This is a genomic window from Enterobacter cloacae complex sp. SHL001 (assembly GCF_049236825.1).
Classification (GTDB): Bacteria; Pseudomonadota; Gammaproteobacteria; order Enterobacterales; family Enterobacteriaceae; genus Enterobacter; species Enterobacter hormaechei_C.
The window spans coordinates 43,665-60,912 of sequence record NZ_JBMKIP010000002.1 but is presented as its reverse complement, the minus strand read 5'-3'; the positions used below and the strand labels follow the sequence as shown (position 1 = coordinate 60,912).

16 protein-coding genes are annotated in these 17,248 nt (G+C 55.8%); all 16 read right to left on the bottom strand.

The features are described from left to right. The 16 genes from wcaJ to ACOTYH_RS05695 all read right to left on the bottom strand — a co-directional run bounded on the left by wcaJ (window position 1) and on the right by ACOTYH_RS05695 (window position 17,195). Window positions 1-1,395, bottom strand: a complete 1,395-nt coding sequence (gene wcaJ, locus ACOTYH_RS05770) for an undecaprenyl-phosphate glucose phosphotransferase (RefSeq protein WP_006811236.1) — start codon at window positions 1,393-1,395, stop codon at window positions 1-3. Window positions 1,396-1,523: 128 nt separating this feature from the next. Continuing rightward, a complete protein-coding gene (gene cpsG, locus ACOTYH_RS05765; RefSeq protein ID WP_045338360.1) occupies window positions 1,524-2,894 on the bottom strand; it encodes a colanic acid biosynthesis phosphomannomutase CpsG in 1,371 nt (456 codons plus the stop codon). A 109-nt stretch (window positions 2,895-3,003) separates the two neighbouring features. After that, window positions 3,004-4,440 carry a mannose-1-phosphate guanyltransferase gene (gene cpsB, locus ACOTYH_RS05760; RefSeq protein WP_045338361.1) on the bottom strand — a complete coding sequence of 479 codons (1,437 nt, stop codon included), beginning with the start codon at window positions 4,438-4,440 and terminating at the stop codon, window positions 3,004-3,006. A 3-nt stretch (window positions 4,441-4,443) separates the two neighbouring features. Beyond that, complete coding sequence (gene wcaI / locus ACOTYH_RS05755) at window positions 4,444-5,667, bottom strand: colanic acid biosynthesis fucosyltransferase WcaI (protein WP_022651482.1); 1,224 nt, start codon at window positions 5,665-5,667, stop codon at window positions 4,444-4,446. Continuing rightward, complete coding sequence (locus ACOTYH_RS05750; RefSeq protein WP_065186924.1) at window positions 5,664-6,143, bottom strand: GDP-mannose mannosyl hydrolase; 480 nt, start codon at window positions 6,141-6,143, stop codon at window positions 5,664-5,666. The genes wcaI and ACOTYH_RS05750 overlap by 4 nt, the downstream gene beginning before the upstream one ends. A gap of 2 nt (window positions 6,144-6,145) precedes the next feature. Further along, window positions 6,146-7,111 carry a GDP-L-fucose synthase gene (gene fcl, locus ACOTYH_RS05745; RefSeq protein WP_421637606.1) on the bottom strand — a complete coding sequence of 322 codons (966 nt, stop codon included), beginning with the start codon at window positions 7,109-7,111 and terminating at the stop codon, window positions 6,146-6,148. Window positions 7,112-7,113: 2 nt separating this feature from the next. After that, window positions 7,114-8,235 carry a GDP-mannose 4,6-dehydratase gene (gene gmd / locus ACOTYH_RS05740; RefSeq protein ID WP_003863514.1) on the bottom strand — a complete coding sequence of 374 codons (1,122 nt, stop codon included), beginning with the start codon at window positions 8,233-8,235 and terminating at the stop codon, window positions 7,114-7,116. 21 nt (window positions 8,236-8,256) lie between these two features. Further along, window positions 8,257-8,811: a colanic acid biosynthesis acetyltransferase WcaF gene (wcaF, locus tag ACOTYH_RS05735; protein WP_015572376.1), complete on the bottom strand. Its 555-nt coding sequence runs from the start codon at window positions 8,809-8,811 to the stop codon at window positions 8,257-8,259. A 16-nt stretch (window positions 8,812-8,827) separates the two neighbouring features. Beyond that, the gene (wcaE, locus tag ACOTYH_RS05730) at window positions 8,828-9,574 is read right to left on the bottom strand and encodes a colanic acid biosynthesis glycosyltransferase WcaE (protein ID WP_003863510.1); all 747 of its coding nucleotides are present in this window, start codon (window positions 9,572-9,574) and stop codon (window positions 8,828-8,830) included. 16 nt (window positions 9,575-9,590) lie between these two features. Then, window positions 9,591-10,811 (bottom strand): colanic acid polymerase WcaD, encoded by a 1,221-nt coding sequence (gene wcaD / locus ACOTYH_RS05725; protein WP_015572375.1) that lies wholly within the window; start codon window positions 10,809-10,811, stop codon window positions 9,591-9,593. Beyond that, on the bottom strand, window positions 10,786-12,003 hold the full coding sequence (wcaC, locus tag ACOTYH_RS05720) for a colanic acid biosynthesis glycosyltransferase WcaC (protein WP_017383273.1): 1,218 nt from the start codon (window positions 12,001-12,003) through the stop codon (window positions 10,786-10,788). Before wcaC ends, wcaD begins: the two co-directional genes overlap by 26 nt. Further along, window positions 12,000-12,491, bottom strand: a complete 492-nt coding sequence (gene wcaB, locus ACOTYH_RS05715) for a colanic acid biosynthesis acetyltransferase WcaB (RefSeq protein WP_003863505.1) — start codon at window positions 12,489-12,491, stop codon at window positions 12,000-12,002. Before wcaB ends, wcaC begins: the two co-directional genes overlap by 4 nt. Beyond that, window positions 12,491-13,333 (bottom strand): colanic acid biosynthesis glycosyltransferase WcaA, encoded by an 843-nt coding sequence (wcaA, locus tag ACOTYH_RS05710; RefSeq protein ID WP_017383272.1) that lies wholly within the window; start codon window positions 13,331-13,333, stop codon window positions 12,491-12,493. Before wcaA ends, wcaB begins: the two co-directional genes overlap by 1 nt. A gap of 110 nt (window positions 13,334-13,443) precedes the next feature. Further along, complete coding sequence (wzc, locus tag ACOTYH_RS05705; RefSeq protein ID WP_015572374.1) at window positions 13,444-15,606, bottom strand: tyrosine-protein kinase Wzc; 2,163 nt, start codon at window positions 15,604-15,606, stop codon at window positions 13,444-13,446. A gap of 2 nt (window positions 15,607-15,608) precedes the next feature. After that, window positions 15,609-16,052, bottom strand: coding sequence for a low molecular weight protein-tyrosine-phosphatase Wzb (wzb, locus tag ACOTYH_RS05700; protein ID WP_003862078.1), 444 nt, complete (start codon window positions 16,050-16,052; stop codon window positions 15,609-15,611). Between the two features lie 6 nt (window positions 16,053-16,058). Then, the gene (locus ACOTYH_RS05695; RefSeq protein ID WP_003862079.1) at window positions 16,059-17,195 is read right to left on the bottom strand and encodes a polysaccharide export protein; all 1,137 of its coding nucleotides are present in this window, start codon (window positions 17,193-17,195) and stop codon (window positions 16,059-16,061) included. Between the last annotated feature and the right edge of the window lie 53 nt (window positions 17,196-17,248).

Genomic DNA, 17,248 nt, shown 5'->3' with positions numbered 1-17,248 from the left:
TTAGTACGCCGCTTTGTTCACGAAGCCTTTGAAAATGGTCAGAAAAACAATCTTGATATCGAACCAGAGGCTCCACTCGCGGATGTACTCCAGATCGAACTCGATACGTTTTTCCATTTTTTCCAGCGTGTCGGTCTCGCCGCGCCAGCCGTTGATCTGCGCCCAGCCGGTGATGCCTGGCTTCACCTTATGGCGCAGCATGTAGCCTTCAATCAGGGTGCGGTACTGCTCGTTATGGGCCACGGCGTGAGGACGAGGCCCGACGATGGACATCCCGCCGGTGAACACGTTGATGAACTGCGGCAGCTCATCGAGCGAGGTACGGCGCAGGAAGTTGCCCACGCGGGTGACGCGCGGATCGTTCTGCGTCGCCTGGGTCACCACCTTGTCGTTCTCCATCACCTTCATAGAGCGGAATTTCCACACCATGATCGGCTTACCGTCCATGCCGTAGCGGGTCTGACGGAAGATGATCGGCCCCGGCGAGCTGAGCTTCACCGCCAGCGCAATGCAGCACAGCACCGGGGAGATGAGCAGCAGGATCAGGGACGAAAGGACGATATCTTCCACGCGCTTCAGCACGCGGTTAATCCCCGACAGCGGCGTGTCGTACAGTGGAACAACCGGTACCCCGTTCACCTCTTCAATACGGGAGTGGAGAATATTGAAGGTGAAGACATCCGGGATGAGGATCACCGAGCAGGTGGTATCCGCCAGCTCGCGCATCAGTTTCTTGATGCGGGATTCATCTTTCATCTGCATGGCGATGTAGACGTTATGAATTTTGCCGGCTTTCGCATCGTCAATAAGCTGTTCGTAGTTACCTGCCCAGTCGGACGGCACGCCACCGGGCTTCGCGTCGTGATAAATCCCGACCACTTCAAAACCTAACCACGGCTCTTTGCGGAAGCTGTCGAGCAACACCTGTCCCACCGGCAGGTCGCCCGCCACGGCAACGAAGCGACGGTTATACCCGCGGTTGCGCAGCCAGCCCGCGCCAAAGCGGATCAGCGAGCGACAGACCACCATGCCAATGCTGGTTAACAGATACCAGCAGAGATAGGTCACAAGACGGTTATCAAAATCATGGCTGAACGCCACCAGCCCTGCGCTGAAAACCAGGCTTAAGGTCCAGTTCTGGAGCAGCAGCATCAGTTCGGTGGTCATTTTGACGCCGCGCCATGAACGATAAAAATCGGTCATGCCGCCGATCATCTGAAACACCACCAGCGCAATCAACGCCATCAGCAAGTGCATGTATAAGAACGACTGCCCGCTGACCCAACACACCGCCCACAGTCCGCCGACCATGATGGTGATATCAGAAAAACGCTGCACCATAGAGATTAACGATGCATTCGTTCTCGCTCGTTCGCGCTTTTTTAGATTTGTCATCGTTGTTCCTTTAGTTCTAAACCTTACCCCTCGCCCCTCACCCCGGCCCTCTCCCCAGAGGGGAGAGGGTGTTCAAGTTCCCTCTCCCCTTTGGGGAGAGGGTTAGGGTGAGGGGTAAGGTTTTCTTTTTACTGATTCAACAGCGCCAGAATGTCCTTCGTTCGGGCTTCCATCAGCGCGGTATCGGCGCGGGACTCCACGTTCAGGCGCACCACCGGCTCGGTGTTGGAGGAGCGCAGGTTGAAGCGCCACTGCGGGAACGCCATGCTGATACCGTCGGTACGGTCAATCTCCAGCGCATGAATGGCAAAGTGGTGCTCTACGCGGGCAATGGCCTCAGCGGGCTGCGCCAGTTTGCTGTTGATCTCGCCGCTCGCCGGAAACGCCGCCATGCGGTCACGCACCAGTTCACCCAGGCTCTGCCCTTTCAGGCACAGCAGCTCAGTCACCAGCAGCCACGGGATCATCCCGCTGTCGCAGTAGGCAAAATCACGGAAATAGTGGTGGGCGCTCATCTCGCCGCCGTAGATGGCGTCTTCCTCACGCATACGCTCTTTGATAAACGCGTGGCCGGTTTTGGACATCACCGGCTCGCCGCCCGCGGCCTTCACCACGTCGACGGTGTTCCAGGAAAGACGCGGATCGTGAATGATCTTCGCCCCCGGGTTTTTCTCAAGGAACGCTTCCGCCAGCAGGCCAACGATGTAGTAGCCTTCGATAAACTGCCCTTTCTCGTCGAACAGGAAGCAGCGGTCGAAATCGCCGTCAAAGGCGATACCCATATCGGCGCCGTGCTCAATCACCGCGTTGCGGGTATCGTCGCGGCACTCCGGCAGCAGCGGGTTAGGAATACCGTTCGGGAAGTTGCCGTCAGGCGTGTTGTGTACTTTGACGAAGGTCACCGGCACGTTCAGCGCCTTAAAGCGGGCTTCAAGTGCATCGACAACCGGGCCTGCCGCGCCGTTGCCGGAGTTAATCACCAGCTTCAGCGGTTTGAGGTTCGCCACGTTGATGTAGCCCAGCAGGTGGTCGATGTACTCTTTTTGCAGGTTAATCTGCTTATAGCTGCCGCGTGTGGCTTCATTCACCGGCGGGAAGTCGTTGGCCTCGGCCAGACGCTGCACGTCACGCAGGCCGGTGTCACCGCTGATAGGACGCGCGCCCTTGCGTACCAGCTTCATGCCGTTGTAGTCCATCGGGTTATGGCTGGCCGTCACTTCGATACCGCCGTCCACGCCCAGGTGGAAGGTGGCAAAATAGATCTCTTCGGTACCGGAAAGGCCAATGTCCAGCACATCGACGCCCGCGTCCTGTAGCCCTTTCGCCAGCGCCAGCTTCAGGGATTTGCTGGTCAGACGCACGTCGCCGCCCAGCACGATAGTTTGTGGTTTCAGGTATTCGCCGTACGCGCGGCCGATGCGCCACGCAATGTCTTCGTTCAGCTCTTCGCCCAGCTTGCCGCGAATATCGTAGGCTTTAAAACAGGTTAATTTTTCCATGATGACCCCTTTTTCAGGCAACAGTTGGCCCTGACCATGTAATGGCCAAATTTATTTTTGTCATTCGTAGGCCCGGAAAGCGCAGCGCCACCGGGCATGATGCGGAGTGCTACACGCGCCCGTAGCGATCCTGGAAGCGGATGATGTCGTCCTCTTCCAGATAGGAGCCGGAACGCACCTCAATTAAGTCGAGCGGAATTTTCCCCGGGTTCTCCAGACAGTGCGTCGCCCCCAGCGGAATATAAATGGACTCGTTTTCACCGAGCAGCTTCACTTCACCGTCGATGGTCACTTTGGCGGTCCCCGCCACCACCACCCAGTGTTCGGCGCGGTGATGGTGCATCTGCACCGACAGCCCTTCTCCCGGCTTCACGGTGATGCGTTTCACCTGGTAACGCTCGCCGGCGTCGATGGAGTCATATTTGCCCCACGGGCGGTAGACTTCGCGGTGAATATGGTGTTCGTGGCGGCCATCGGCCTTGATCTGCTCCACCACTTTTTTAACGTCCTGCACGGCATTACGGTCGGCAATCAGCACCGCGTCTTTGGTCTGCACGACCACCAGATCCTTCACCCCTACCGTGGTGACGAGGCCAGATTCGGCGTAGACGTAACTGTTTTCCGTTTTGTGGCTGATCACATCCCCGTGATGGACGTTACCCTCCGGGGTATGCGCGCTGATCTCCCACAGTGACGACCAGGAGCCGACGTCGCTCCAGCCCGCATCCATCGGTACCACTACCGCATCTGCCGTACGTTCCATTACCGCATAGTCAATGGACTCTTCCGGACAGGCGAGGAAGGCTTCTTCGTCCACGCGGATAAAATCGAGATCCGGATCCACCACCGCCATCGCTTTTTCGCAGGCGCGTAAGATATCCGGGCGATATTTTTCCAGCTCTTCCAGGTAGCGACCGGCGCGGAACAGGAACATACCGCTGTTCCAGTAGTATTCCCCGCTGGCCACGTACGCCTGCGCGGTTTCCAGATTCGGTTTTTCGACAAACTGCGCCACGTCAAAGGCCACGCTGTCGCCTTCACCAGGCGTAACGCTGCCGCGGCGAATGTAGCCATAGCCGGTTTCCGGGAGATCCGGCACGATGCCGAAGGTCACCAGCTTGCCGTTCTCAGCGTAAGGAATCGCGGCGCGTACCGCGGCGCGGAAGGCCTCTTCCTGCTGGATGACGTGGTCAGCCGCCAGCACCAGCATCAGCGGGTCGCAGTCCGGGCTGCTGCGTTTTGCCGCCAGCGCCGCGAGGGCAATGGCAGGCGCCGTGTTGCGTCCGGCAGGTTCCAGAATGATATTTTCGGTCAGTTTGTTCAGCTGGCGCAGCTGCTCGGCAACGATAAAGCGGTGCTGTTCGTTACAGATCACCACCGGGCTTTCACACTCCACGCCGTGCAGACGGTTAACCGTCGTTTGCAGCATGGTGAGGTCGCCTTTCAGGCACAGAAATTGTTTTGGATAAAGCACGCGGGACAGTGGCCACAACCGGCTCCCGGATCCACCCGCCATTACGACCGGATACAAAGTGGTTTGACTCATGATTTATCCCCGTATATCTGCAATAAATTGGCTCAGCACGTTCTCTTTCTCGAGCGTGCGTTCGGCATATTCACGTGCCACCGTGTTCTCTTTTGGCATGGCGAGTGCCTGCTCAATTCCGGTCACCAGCGCAGGAACCGATTCCGGCTCCACGCAAACGGCAATGCCCGGGTAGCTGTTGCACAGCTGGCCTAATTCTGTTGCGGCTTCTGCCGTAATCACCGCGTTTCCGCCCACTGCCAGAATGTTGGTCAGCTTGGACGGCAGCACCGCATCCGCCGCGCCGCGTTTTTGCACCACCAGATGGCAATCAGCCATTTTCAGCAGCGCGGGCAGCGCGTCATAAGACTGAAGCGGGAAGAAGCGGATGTTGGTCAGTCCGCGCTCGCTGGCCATTTTTTCCAGCCGCGCTTTACCGCCGCCCTGCCCGACTATCACGAACATCCACGGGTGTTCGCTCAGCTGAAGCGCGGCGTCAATCACGCTCTCCAGCCCCTGTTTTTCGCCGATGTTGCCTGAGTAAAGAATGATTTTTTGCTCAGCAGGCAACCCGAGCTGCGCGCGTAACGCCTGCGCATCCTGGTCTGTCACATCGCGGAAGCGCGCCACTTCGGACCAGTTCGGAAAGAAGATCACTTTTTCCGCCGGGACGCCCTTCTCCTGCGCCTTGTTCATCATCGAGCGCGAAATGGTCGAGACGTAATCCACGTTGTGCAGGCCGCTGCGCTCAAAGGCGCTGGCGAGCTTCGCCACCTTGCCGCCCTTGCCTTTCCCGGCCATCCCCAGCCCGAGCATGGCGTCCACTTCATAATCCTGAATGTGCAGCAGGGTGCGCGCGCCGGAGAGTTTGCCCAGCAGGCGCATGCCTGGCGTGCAGAACAGCGTCGGCACCACGCCGATGATGCGATCCGGCTTCCAGCGACGCTGCGCCATCAGCGGGAAGAAACTGCTCAGGGCAAAGCTGCCCAGATGAATTAAACGTTTCAGCGTCGAGGGCTGTTTCGGCACGTAGAGCGGGCAGCGCCAGACGGTCGCGGCACCCTCTTCGCGGCGGTAGCGCCAGCTGGAATAGCGTTCGCCTACCTTCCACTCCGGGTAATACGGCGGGGCAGTAATCACCCGCACGTCATGTCCCTGGCTCGCCATCCACTCGACCATCTCGCCGGTGTATTTCCCGATACCGGTAAGCTCCGGCGAGTAGTTAATTCCGTAGACGAGGATTTTCATAGACCTGGCACCTCGGCCTGACGTTCCGCAAGGAAGTACGCCCGACTGTTGTCATGGACGTTGTCGCTTGCCAGCAGCGCCTCTGGCGTTAACCAGCGGTAATCGTCATGCTGAGAATCAGGCAGACGCAGGTCTGCCTCACTCACCTTCAGGCGGAACCCCAGCACGATGTAGTGCGTGGTGAACCCGGTGCCTGAAAAGTTATCGTCATAGAAGTGCTGCCAGACCCCGTAAAACTGGCCCGCTGCCATCGGCAGTTGCAGGCCCAGTTCCGCCAGAGTGAGACGCTCAAACGCATCGGTAAGCGTCTCATCCTTCTGCACGCGCCCGCCGGGCACGAACCAGAAGCCCTGTGCAGGACGATTGGTTCGTTTCCCCAGCAAGAACTCGCCGCGTTCATTCTCCACGATCAAATCGATTGAGATCAGCGGAGTGGAACGCACTACCGTGGCAAAATCTTCCTGACTTAAAAACATCATTACCCCCGGAAGCGGTGCTGGTTTTCCAGGAACCACTGGTAGGTGCTGGCCAGCCCCTGCTCCAGTGAGACCTCGTGATACCAGCCCAGCTGATGCAGACGGGTCACGTCCAGCAGCTTGCGCGGCGTGCCGTCCGGTTTGGTGGCGTCAAACACCACGCGTCCTTTGTAGCCCACCACCTGCGCGATGGTCTGTGCCAGCTCGCGAATGGTGCAGTCCACGCCGGTCCCGACGTTAATGTGCGACAGCATCGGCTCGGTGTTTTCCTGCCACACCTCGCGATCCAGCTCCATGACGTGAATGCTGGCCGCCGCCATGTCGTCCACGTGCAGGAACTCGCGCATTGGCGTACCGCTACCCCACACCACCACATCCGGGGCGTTTTCGGCAGTCGCCTCGTGGAAACGACGCAGCAGCGCCGGGATCACGTGCGAATTGCTCGGGTGGAAGTTGTCGTGCGGTCCGTACAGGTTGGTCGGCATCACCGAGCGATAGTCGCGGTTATACTGACGGTTGTAGGATTCACACAGCTTGATCCCGGCAATTTTGGCAATCGCATACGGCTCGTTGGTGGCTTCAAGCGTGCCCTGCAACAGTTCGCTCTCGGCGATCGGCTGCTTCGCCATTTTCGGGTAGATACAGGATGAGCCGAGGAACAGCAGTTTATTCACGTTTTGCAGATGCGCCGCGTGAATGATGTTGCTCTCAATCATCATGTTCTCGTAGATGAAATCCGCCGGGTAGGTGTTGTTAGCGACAATGCCGCCCACCTTCGCCGCCGCCAGATACACCTGGTCGATACGTTCGCTGGCGAAGAAGTCCTGCACCGCTTTGCTGTCAAGCAGGTTCAGCTCGTCGCGGGTGCGAACAATCACCTCAACGTCGCCGCGCTGTTCCAGCTGGCGAATAATCGCGGAACCCACCATTCCGCGATGACCGGCGACAAAAATACGTTGTTTTGTCATTCTCAGGACTCCAGCGCGATGGCAACCTCGTAGCCATGAGACTTGAGCAGGGAGTGTTTTTTCGCTGCTTCAAGATCTTTGGCCACCATCTCGGATACCATTTCTTGCAGGGTGGTTTCTGGTTTCCAGCCCAGCTTCTCGTGCGCTTTGGTTGGGTCGCCCAGCAGGGTTTCCACTTCAGCAGGACGGAAGTAACGCGGATCAACCTGGACAATCACGTCGCCTGGCTTCACGCCCGGTGCGTCGTGGCCGGTCACGGAAACAACGATACCCTTCTCTTCCACGCCGGTGCCTTCGAAGCGCAGCTTGATGCCCAGCTGTGCCGCAGCCATCTCAACGAACTGACGCACGGAGTACTGCACGCCGGTCGCGATCACAAAGTCTTCTGGCTGTTCCTGCTGCAACATCATCCACTGCATTTTCACGTAGTCTTTCGCATGGCCCCAGTCACGCAGGGAATCCATGTTGCCGAGGTGCAGGCAAGACTCCAGGCCCTGAGCGATGTTGGCGATCGCGCGGGTGATTTTGCGGGTCACGAAGGTTTCGCCGCGACGCGGAGATTCGTGGTTGAACAGAATGCCGTTACAGGCGTACATGCCGTAGGATTCACGGTAGTTCACGGTGATCCAGTAAGCGTACAGTTTCGCCACAGCGTACGGAGAACGTGGGTAGAACGGCGTGGTCTCTTTCTGCGGAATTTCCTGCACCAGACCGTACAGCTCAGAGGTAGATGCCTGGTAGAAGCGGGTTTTCTTCTCAAGACCAAGGAAGCGAATCGCTTCCAGCAGACGCAGCGTACCCATCGCATCCACGTCAGCGGTGTACTCCGGGGACTCGAAGGAAACCGCAACGTGGCTCATTGCCCCCAGGTTGTACACTTCATCCGGCTGTACTTCTTGCAGGATGCGGGTCAGGTTGGAGGTATCGGTCAGGTCGCCGTAGTGCAGATGGAATTTCGGGTTTGCCGCATGCGGATCCTGGTAAATGTGATCGACACGCTCGGTGTTGAATGAAGAGGCACGACGCTTAATACCGTGAACTTCATACCCTTTTTCCAGTAACAATTCTGCCAGGTAAGAACCATCTTGTCCGGTAACGCCGGTGATGAGAGCGACTTTAGACATGTTTATATTCCTCTGTACTTATCAAAGTTTTTCAGTTTCAACGCGTTCGCGTATCACCACTGCGGGGTTGCCACGGCAAATTTTATTTGCCGGAAGCGATTTAAAAACGCTGCTGCGGGCACCGACTACCGTGCCATCGCCAACAGAAACACCGGGTGCAACAAAGACGTCTGTTGCCAGCCAGCATTTTTCACCGATCACAACAGGCGAAGCGGTAATATCAAAATGCGGGCTCATAAAATCGTGGCTGCCGGTGCACAAATAACACTTCTGTGAAACCACCGAATTTGCGCCAATCGTAATCTCGCCAAGGGTATATAACACCGCGTCATCCCCAACCCAGGCGTAATCCCCAAGCGTTAATTTCCAGGGATAAGTAATTTTCACCGAAGGTCGAATGACTACGTTTTTTCCTATTTTTGCGCCAAACAGACGCAGTAAAAATGCGCGCCAGCGGTACAGTATTTGCGGCGACCAGGCAAATAACGTTGCCTGTACAGCCCACCACAGTTGAACTTTAATACCGCTCCCGCCCCGAAAACCTTTCGGCACGGAGAATCCATTTAATTCCTGCATTACGTTTCCTTATATCTCAGGCTTTGTTATATAAGGCTTTCGCTTTACCCGTCGTTTTCAGACGTAAGAAATAAGATAATTCCGCCCAGAACCCCGGCACGCGTAATATTTTACGCTGCACGTTTTTGGCATCCTGGCACAGTTCCAGATTATTCGAGGTTGACACGCCACCCATTGAAAATTCAGATACCAGTCCTTTAATTCGACGGAACGGGTAGCCAGATTTGTACAGGCTGGCCGCCAGGGCATAATCTGATGACACTTTATAGCGCAAATCGTAAGGCTGTTTTTTCAGGCCGCTCATTGGGAAGAAAATAGCCTGATGGCTGGCCGGCAGGCTGTGGTAGATATACCAGCCTGGTTTCGCGCCGCGCAGCACTTTTTTCCCCTCGCCGAAATCAAGCAGCGCATCACCGATAAACATGGCATCTTCTTTCTGGCGCGCCAGCTGACGGGCAAACAGCGCCACATCTTCATGGAACACATCGCCGGAATTGAGGAAGATCGCGTAACGCCCCTGCGCCATGTTGATGCCTTTATTCATGGCATCGTAAATACCTTTATCTTTCTCGCTGATGTAACGTAAGTTGAACTCACCGTTGAGTTTTTCCAGGAACTCCGCCGTGCCGTCGTTCGAGCCGCCATCGACCACGATCCACTCAAAAGTGAGGCTCGGATCGCGCGCCAGGTTGCGCAGCGAGCGCCAGGTTTTTACCACCCCTTCGTAGTTACGAAAGGCGACAGTAATGACGCTAAGAAACATAAATCACCTCATTTCGTCATACGCTCGTAATATTCAGCGCTTTGCGCAAAATAAACGGACATACAATTAAGAATGCATATTCCGGGCTAAATATTGACCCGGTAAAAAACAACGACACCGGTGTGAACAGATAAAGTTGCACGCGAAAGTTCTGGTTATCACCAAACGCGTTAATCATCATTTTGAAAACTTTAAACAGATACCACAGTGTCAACAGTACGGCGAACCAGGAAAAATAGATAATTAACAGATACAGACCATTGTCTATGGTTTTACCGACATCCGCACCGTTAAAGATTCCGAATGATGCAACATATTCGTAAAGTGAGCCGAATCTTACTACGCCATCAATATGGGTTAAGGAATAACCCACCATCACCAGTGGACCAATGATGCGATAATAGGACGACGAACCTTCCGTTCCCAAATCACCCAGACGTTCAGAAATGTACGGAAACGCAAATATTACGCCCACTAAAAATACCGTCAGAGAGATTATCGCCAGCGGCAGTTTTTTCTTAATCGCCTCTTTGTTCAGGTACTGGAACGCCCACTCCAGCAGGTAAAACAGAATAAACGTCATTACCCCGGAGAACGACCCTGACAGAACGATTCCTGCAAGAATCATAGCATCGGTCTTGGGGGTTTTGATACCGAACTGTTTGATGCTGAGCCAAATTGAGATTAATGCCAGAGCAAAAAACGCCGGTTCAAAATAGAGCGCGGTTGTACGCTTGCCACCAAACTTAATGAAGTTCAGTACATAGCTGTTACTGTATATAAGATATTTCGAAATTATTTCCATCAGGCTACTGCCGCCTGTGAGAATAATTTGCGCCATCTCCATTGCCGCAAGCACAACAATCAGCCCGACGACAATATAAAAGAACCTGAGGATTTTCCTATAATTGTGCGGAGAAATAGTTTTAAAGCGAATACTCCACACCATGCCAATAATGATAACGATATAAACAAACAGCATGGTGGAGGTGACATATTTGCTGGCGTCCAGCGACTGACCAAAGATGTAGTTAAACGCCGTCAGACCAAACCCGATGCCCAGTGAAATCATCAGCTTTTTGAGGTTAAGCTTGTCAACGTAAAGCAACAGCAGAACCGGCAGGAAGGTGACGATAGTGATCGGGAAGCTTTCACCGAGCTGGGCAATCTTAACGTTGACCAGCAGGTAGATCAGCGGCAGCAGCAGATAACTACAGATTCTGATAGAACGAGACATACTCCTCCAGCATCTGTTGTCCACTGTACGCTTTGCGGCTACGGTTGCGGAACGATTCCAGGTCCGTGCCAAAAACAGCCTGCGCGATATCGGCCTTCGACAACTGCACCAGCGGCAGCACCTCATTTTCACTGAAGGTTTTACCGCCGGATTTCTCCAGCACTTCCCGCGCGGCGTCGCTGTGGGTGGCAATCACCGGTACGCCGATGGAGAGCGCTTCGCACAGGATCAGCGGGTAGTTGTCCACGCGGGAGCTGAACACCAGCGCGTCCATACCGTTCAGCGCGCTCATCAGTTTGCGCTTGTCGGTTTCAAACCCGTGGTTCACCACGTTAGCGCCATCAAACGGCGAGAATTTGCCAAAGGTATGCAGCTCAATTTTGTCGCCGAGCGCCATCATGTCGCGCACCAGCTGCTGGTTGGTTTTGCCGTCGTAGCGCAGGTCATGGGCGACGACCGCAATTTTCGGCCTACCGGGGGTAACGGCTACGGGCGTCAGTTCGGCCAGGATCGCTTCCGTTGCCACATCAATACCGTTGTTGATGATCTGGCAGCGCCCTGCTCCGTACAGGCTATTAAAAGCGTCCGCCACGTGCTGGCTTGGGGAGATAAAGGTGCAGCCGAGCGAGAGCATATCGCGGAACAGCTGACGCTTACCCTCAACCAGCTGATGCGCGCGATCGACCTTCACAGGCGGGTAGTTGCTGAGCGTAGGGCATTTCTGGCAGTTATCTTTCCAGCCTTCGCAGCCGTCGGTAAAGGCGCAACGTCCGGTCACGCTCCAGTGGTCGTGCAGCGTCCAGACAAATCGGGTATCCGGCTTGTGCGCCTTCACCTTGCCACAAAACGCCACTACCTCTTCCAGATTCAGCCAGTAGCTGTGCAGCACGTGGAAGTGCAGCACAACCGGGCCGCGAGTGCGGGTGACGGTGCGGTAGAGATTATTCAGGTTGCCGAACAGGTCGCGGTTAAACAGGCGGAACAGCGCAATATTGGCGATGGAGGTCAGACGTGGCGTCTGCTTCAGCACCTGCGGATAGTTATCATGGCTAACGCTTTTCTTGCCGCCTTTACCGTAACCGTAAACAAAGCGCGACTGGAGTCCTTTTTGCAGCGCGCGCTGGTGCAGATCCAGCGCTACGCCTGCCGCCCCGCCCTCTGCGAGGCGTACGTTAAATTGCAGAATGTTCATTTAATCACCTTCACGCGGGCTTTCTCGCCCACCACCAGCGCGTTGTCCGGAATGCTGTCCAGCACCACGCTGCCTGCGCCAATCGTCACGTTATTACCCACGGTAATGTCCCCGATCATCACCACGTTGGCGCCCAACTCGACGTTATTGCCAATCACCGGGCAAGCCAGGCTGTCTGGCCCGCGGTTGCCGATTGTCACCCCGTGACGAATGGTGAAATCATCACCCGCGACGACGAACTTGTTGATGACCACCGCATAGCCGTGATGAATGGTAAAGCGGCGGCCAATGGTGGCAGCGGCCTGAATTTCATAGCCAAAAAAGCATTCGGTGATGATGCGGTACAGCACCAGCACTGGCGCGGCCCAGATATTGTTCAGCACATTTTTTTTGCGCCACACCGAGCAAAAGTGCGCAATACGGTAGGCCAGAACCATGCAGCACGGGCGCAGGCTCCAGCTGTTAGCGCGGCAATCTTCCAGAAACATTATTTCCCCCGAAGCCCGTCAGCCAGACGCTTGCCGTTACGTACCGACAGCAGCGTCAGCAGCGTGCGCCAGTTCATGCGCTTATTACGGATCTGATACAGGGTGAAGAGCTGATACTTCCGGCTGGCACGGTCAAACTTGTCCTTGTGCTTGCGGTAAAAATGGAAGTAGCCCGAGAATTTCTTCGGTGACGAGGTGATTTGCATCTCCCCGTGATTGATGTGCAGGATCTGCGTGGCCTCTTCCACCTTCCACGGCTCGCCGTACTCCACAACCATCCGCAGGAAGATGTCGTAATCCTGCGCGGCCTTCAGCTCGGTATCGAACAGGCACTCCTTAAAGCGCCATGCCCAGGTAAACACCTGATTGCCGATAATGTTGCGCTTGTAGAACAGGCGGCGGGAATACGGTGATTTCGGATACAACGGCAGGCTGGCTGGCTGCGAATAGACCTCGCCCTGGCAAACATAGTCATTGGCATACAGAAACGCGTGGGTCACCAGCTGCGCTTTGTGCGACAGGAAGATGGACAGACGGTTTGGCGTCCATTCGTCATCGTCGTCGATACCGGTCAGATACTGCCCTTTCGCCTGCATAATCGCCTGGTTGCGCACCGCACACGCCCCGGAGTTGATGGCGTTGTGAGTGTACACCACGCGCGGGTCGTTCAGGTCTTCAACAAACTTTTGCAGTTGTTCGTAAGAGGAGGAACAGTCATCCACGATAATCAGTTCCCAGTTATCGTAATCCTGACGCAGGACCGATTTAATCGCGCGGATCGCCAGCTGCTGACGATTCCATGTCGGCATATAGATAGAAATCAAAGGGCGTTGTGTGGTCATGGTCTTCCCCTTATCCCTCACCCCGACCCTCTCCCGGAGGGAGAGGGAGAAAAGCTGCACCATGCAGTCCTCTCTCCCCCCTGGGGAGAGGGTTAGGATGAGGGGGATTATTATTTACTGTCAGACTTGTATTCGTACTCGTAGTAGCCGTAATCCTGATACCCGGTCGCGCGGCGGAAGATGGAGTTCAGAATGACCCCCTTCACCTCAATACCGTTCTGCTCAAAGCGGCTCAGGCTGGTTTCCACTTCCTTCAGGGTGTTCACCGCATAGCGTGCGACCATCAGCGTGGTGCCCGCATGACGCCCTACCACGGCAGCGTCGGTGACCGCCAGAATTGGTGGGGTATCGATCAGCACCAGGTCATAGTTTTTGCTCGCCCACTCAATCAGCTGCGTGAAGCGCTCGCTCATCAGCAGTTCAGACGGGTTCGGCGGCACCTGGCCACGCGGGATCAGGTCAAATTTCGGAATCGACGTCGGCTTGGCGCTCTCGCTGATTTCCCCTTTACCGAGCAGGATTTCCGACAGACCGTTAACGTTGTTGGTCCCCAGCAGCTCATGGGTGTAGCCCTTACGCATATCGCAGTCGATCAACAGCACGCGCTTGTTGGTCTGGCTCACCACCGCCGCCAGGTTGGCGCAGACGAAGGTTTTACCGATTGACGGGCTGACACCGGTCATCATCAGGACGTTGTTTTTGGCCTGCATCATGGCGAAATGGAGGCTGGTACGCAGGCTGCGCACCGCTTCAATCGCCAGGTCGGTCGGGTTACCCACGGCCAGCAGCTGGCTCTGCTTGTAGCGCTTGACGCCCTTAACGGTTTTGACGCTATCCCGGGACTTCTGCCACTCGGAGAGCGGGATGCTGGCATACACGCTGATCCCGTTCTCTTCCAGCACCTGCGGGCTTTCGATACCGCGGTTAAACAGCGAGCGCAGCAGCACGCCGACGATGGAAAGCATCAGGCCGAGAATAATACTGCCGAGAATAATCAGCGCTTTCTTCGGCTTCAGCACGCCCGGCTGGGTAATCGCCGGGTCAACGATACGCACGTCGCCGACGGTGCTGGCTTCGGTGATTTTCAGCTCCTGCTGTTTGTTCAGCAGTTGCATGTAAACCTGCTGGCCGGATTCCACATCACGCGTCAGGCGTACAATTTCCTGCTGCGTCTTCGGCATCGCGGTCACGCGGTCATTCAGCTTCGCCTTCTCTTCTTCCAGGGTACGACGTTTCTCCAGCAGCGTGCGGTACGCCGGGTGACGTTTGGTATAGAGCTTGGAAATCTCCGCCTCTTTGAAGGTCAGCTCGTTCAGCTGCGCATCAATATTCACCATGGAGTCGAGAACCGATTTCGCCTCCAGCGGCAGATCGACGGAATCCTTGTCCTGACGGTACGCGTTCAGCTTGTTCTCAGCGTCATCCAGACGGGCGCGCACCTCCGGCAGCTGTTTACTGAGAAACGCCAGGCTTTTTGCAGCTTCCGCTGACTTACGCTCAACGTTCTGCTCCAGATAGTTGCGGGTGATGCTATTGAGGATGTCGCGGATTTGATCCTTGTCTTCACCGGTGAAGGTCATGCTCAGGACGCCGGTGTCCTTGCCGTTTTCGGTGACGGTCAGGTTGTTTTGCAGGTTGTTGATCATCCCGAGCGTCGAGAATTTGGTGACCGTAAACTCCCCGCCCTCATGCGCCTGAATTGCGCTGACCTTGATGCTGACGCCCTCTTTGGTCAGCATCTGCCCCACCTCGCCGCGTGCGCTGAAGCCCGCGTCGCTGGTCAGTTGATACTGTTTTGGTCCCAGCACTGTCAGGGTAAAGGTTTGGTCCCCTGCCCCTTTTGGGATCACGAAGTCGGTCACTTTTACCGTATCGTTACTGCGCCCCATCAGGCGATCCCAGCCTGCGCCAAATACCGGGAAGGTGTTTTTGGTGACCGCGATATCCAGCCCCAGATCGTGAACCGTTTTGCCCAGTACCAGGCGCGACTGGATCAGCTGAATTTCGGCTTCCGATGCCGGCGGCTTGTTGGCCAGCGCCGAGCCGATATCCTGAACCAGCGAGTTTCCGGTATTTTGTTCGATCTGCACCAGCGCGTCGGCGCTGTAAATAGGCGTCGCGAACAGCGTATAAACGATCGCCGCCACGGCAAAGATGGCGGTAATACCCAGCACCCACCATTTCGCTTCAATAACGGTCCCGACCAGGCGACCGATATCGATTTCATCACTGCCCGACGTCGGGGCGGCAGAAGGTCTTGTTTTTTCTGTCATTGTTATCCCTGCTGAGCTTTCAGTGCCTGCGCCCACTGACGGGCAGACTGGTCTAGTAAGGTGTATACCGCCTCAAAGGCCTCGCGGCTCTTGCGATACGGATCGGGAATTTCGCGCTCACCATCCCAGTGACCAAACAGCATCACCTTGCCGCGCATCTCCGGTGCGATATCGCACAGCGCGTGAATGTGGCGTTTTTCCATCGCGAGGATCAGGTCATATTCCCGGCACATCCGGCCAGAGACCTGACGGGCAACGTGCCCGTCGAGTGAGAGGTTATGCTCAAGGGCAACGCTTGCGGCACGTTCGTCGGCACCTTTTCCGACCAGCGCGCCCAGCCCTGCGGAGTCGACCGTTAACGCAGGCTGGTAATTTTTCAACAGCCTTTCAGCCGTGGGGGAACGGCAAATGTTCCCCACGCACACCACCAGAATTTTGTTAAACATCGCGGCTTACCAGTTATGAACGTCGCTCGCCGTATCCGTCATGTAGCGAACGCCACTGATGGTAGGCAGCAACTGGTTGATCAGACGGTTCCAGCGGGCAACCGGCGCGGTGGTGACATAGACCACATCGTACGGCTGGAGACGGAACGACGTTGCCATGACCAGGGACGTCGCGTCGGACATATCCAGCTGGTAGATGTTGGCAATCTTGCCCTTCGCGTTCTCGCCTTTGATAGGACGGATCACGAAGATACCGCTGGCGTTGGAGGCGGTCAGATCGATGCCTTCCGCATTGCCCAGCGCTTCGGTCAGGGTCATACCGCTGAAGTCCATCTTGAGGGTGCTCTGTTTCTTCACTTCACCCATCACGAACACTTTCAGATCGTCGTTGCGCGGCACGTACAGAATATCGCCCGGATAAAGGAGGCGGTTCTGGGTCAGGTCACCGTTTTGCATCAGCGCCTGAAGCGAAATGCGCTGCTCTTTGCCGTTGTGGGTCAGCACCACGTTGCGCCAGTCAGCGCCGTCGGTTAAGCCGCCTGCGGCATTGATCGCATCGAGAACGGTGAGCGGGACGTTGGTGATCGCCTGCTGGCCGGATTTATTGACCTGGCCAGAGATATAGGCTTTCTGGGATCGGAACGCGGCGATATTAACGTCCACCTGCGGGTCAGCAATGTACTGCGCCAGGCGGCCGGTAATATCACTACGGATCTCAGCAAGCGTTTTGCCCGCGACGTGCACTTTGCCAATGTAGGGATAGAACATGGTGCCATCGGACTGTACCCAGTTACCGGTGTCGCTTGAGCTGCGGTACTGGCCCGCAGGCGTGGTCAGTTCAGGGTGATCCCAGACTGTCACATTAATGACGTCACCCGGACCCACGCGATACTGGTAAGAGGCAATTTCCTGGTCCAGAGACATATTTGGCTGAGCAACATTTGGACGTGGGCGTAATTGTTCCACCAGACGTGGGGTTAATGGATACACATTCACCATTTTGTCGAGATCAAAATCAGCATCCTGCTGTTTAATCACATCCTTGCCCATTGTCGACATATTGCTGCCGGGAAAGACCGTGCAACCACTCATCAAGGTCACAGACACCAATAATGGCATCAATTTCATTTTGGATTTCATCATTGATTATTTATCACTTTGGCAGAGTAATTATCCTGTGCAATTAAAATAAGCGC

What these genes read in the sequence shown, in the direction of transcription:
- wcaJ (WP_006811236.1), bottom strand. Translation starts at nt 1,395, where the DNA reads ATGACAAATCTAAAAAAGCGCGAACGAGCGAGAACGAATGCATCGTTA.
- cpsG (WP_045338360.1), bottom strand. Translation starts at nt 2,894, where the DNA reads ATGGAAAAATTAACCTGTTTTAAAGCCTACGATATTCGCGGCAAGCTG.
- cpsB (WP_045338361.1), bottom strand. Translation starts at nt 4,440, where the DNA reads ATGAGTCAAACCACTTTGTATCCGGTCGTAATGGCGGGTGGATCCGGG.
- wcaI (WP_022651482.1), bottom strand. Translation starts at nt 5,667, where the DNA reads ATGAAAATCCTCGTCTACGGAATTAACTACTCGCCGGAGCTTACCGGT.
- ACOTYH_RS05750 (WP_065186924.1), bottom strand. Translation starts at nt 6,143, where the DNA reads ATGTTTTTAAGTCAGGAAGATTTTGCCACGGTAGTGCGTTCCACTCCG.
- fcl (WP_421637606.1), bottom strand. Translation starts at nt 7,111, where the DNA reads ATGACAAAACAACGTATTTTTGTCGCCGGTCATCGCGGAATGGTGGGT.
- gmd (WP_003863514.1), bottom strand. Translation starts at nt 8,235, where the DNA reads ATGTCTAAAGTCGCTCTCATCACCGGCGTTACCGGACAAGATGGTTCT.
- wcaF (WP_015572376.1), bottom strand. Translation starts at nt 8,811, where the DNA reads ATGCAGGAATTAAATGGATTCTCCGTGCCGAAAGGTTTTCGGGGCGGG.
- wcaE (WP_003863510.1), bottom strand. Translation starts at nt 9,574, where the DNA reads ATGTTTCTTAGCGTCATTACTGTCGCCTTTCGTAACTACGAAGGGGTG.
- wcaD (WP_015572375.1), bottom strand. Translation starts at nt 10,811, where the DNA reads ATGTCTCGTTCTATCAGAATCTGTAGTTATCTGCTGCTGCCGCTGATC.
- wcaC (WP_017383273.1), bottom strand. Translation starts at nt 12,003, where the DNA reads ATGAACATTCTGCAATTTAACGTACGCCTCGCAGAGGGCGGGGCGGCA.
- wcaB (WP_003863505.1), bottom strand. Translation starts at nt 12,491, where the DNA reads ATGTTTCTGGAAGATTGCCGCGCTAACAGCTGGAGCCTGCGCCCGTGC.
- wcaA (WP_017383272.1), bottom strand. Translation starts at nt 13,333, where the DNA reads ATGACCACACAACGCCCTTTGATTTCTATCTATATGCCGACATGGAAT.
- wzc (WP_015572374.1), bottom strand. Translation starts at nt 15,606, where the DNA reads ATGACAGAAAAAACAAGACCTTCTGCCGCCCCGACGTCGGGCAGTGAT.
- wzb (WP_003862078.1), bottom strand. Translation starts at nt 16,052, where the DNA reads ATGTTTAACAAAATTCTGGTGGTGTGCGTGGGGAACATTTGCCGTTCC.
- ACOTYH_RS05695 (WP_003862079.1), bottom strand. Translation starts at nt 17,195, where the DNA reads ATGATGAAATCCAAAATGAAATTGATGCCATTATTGGTGTCTGTGACC.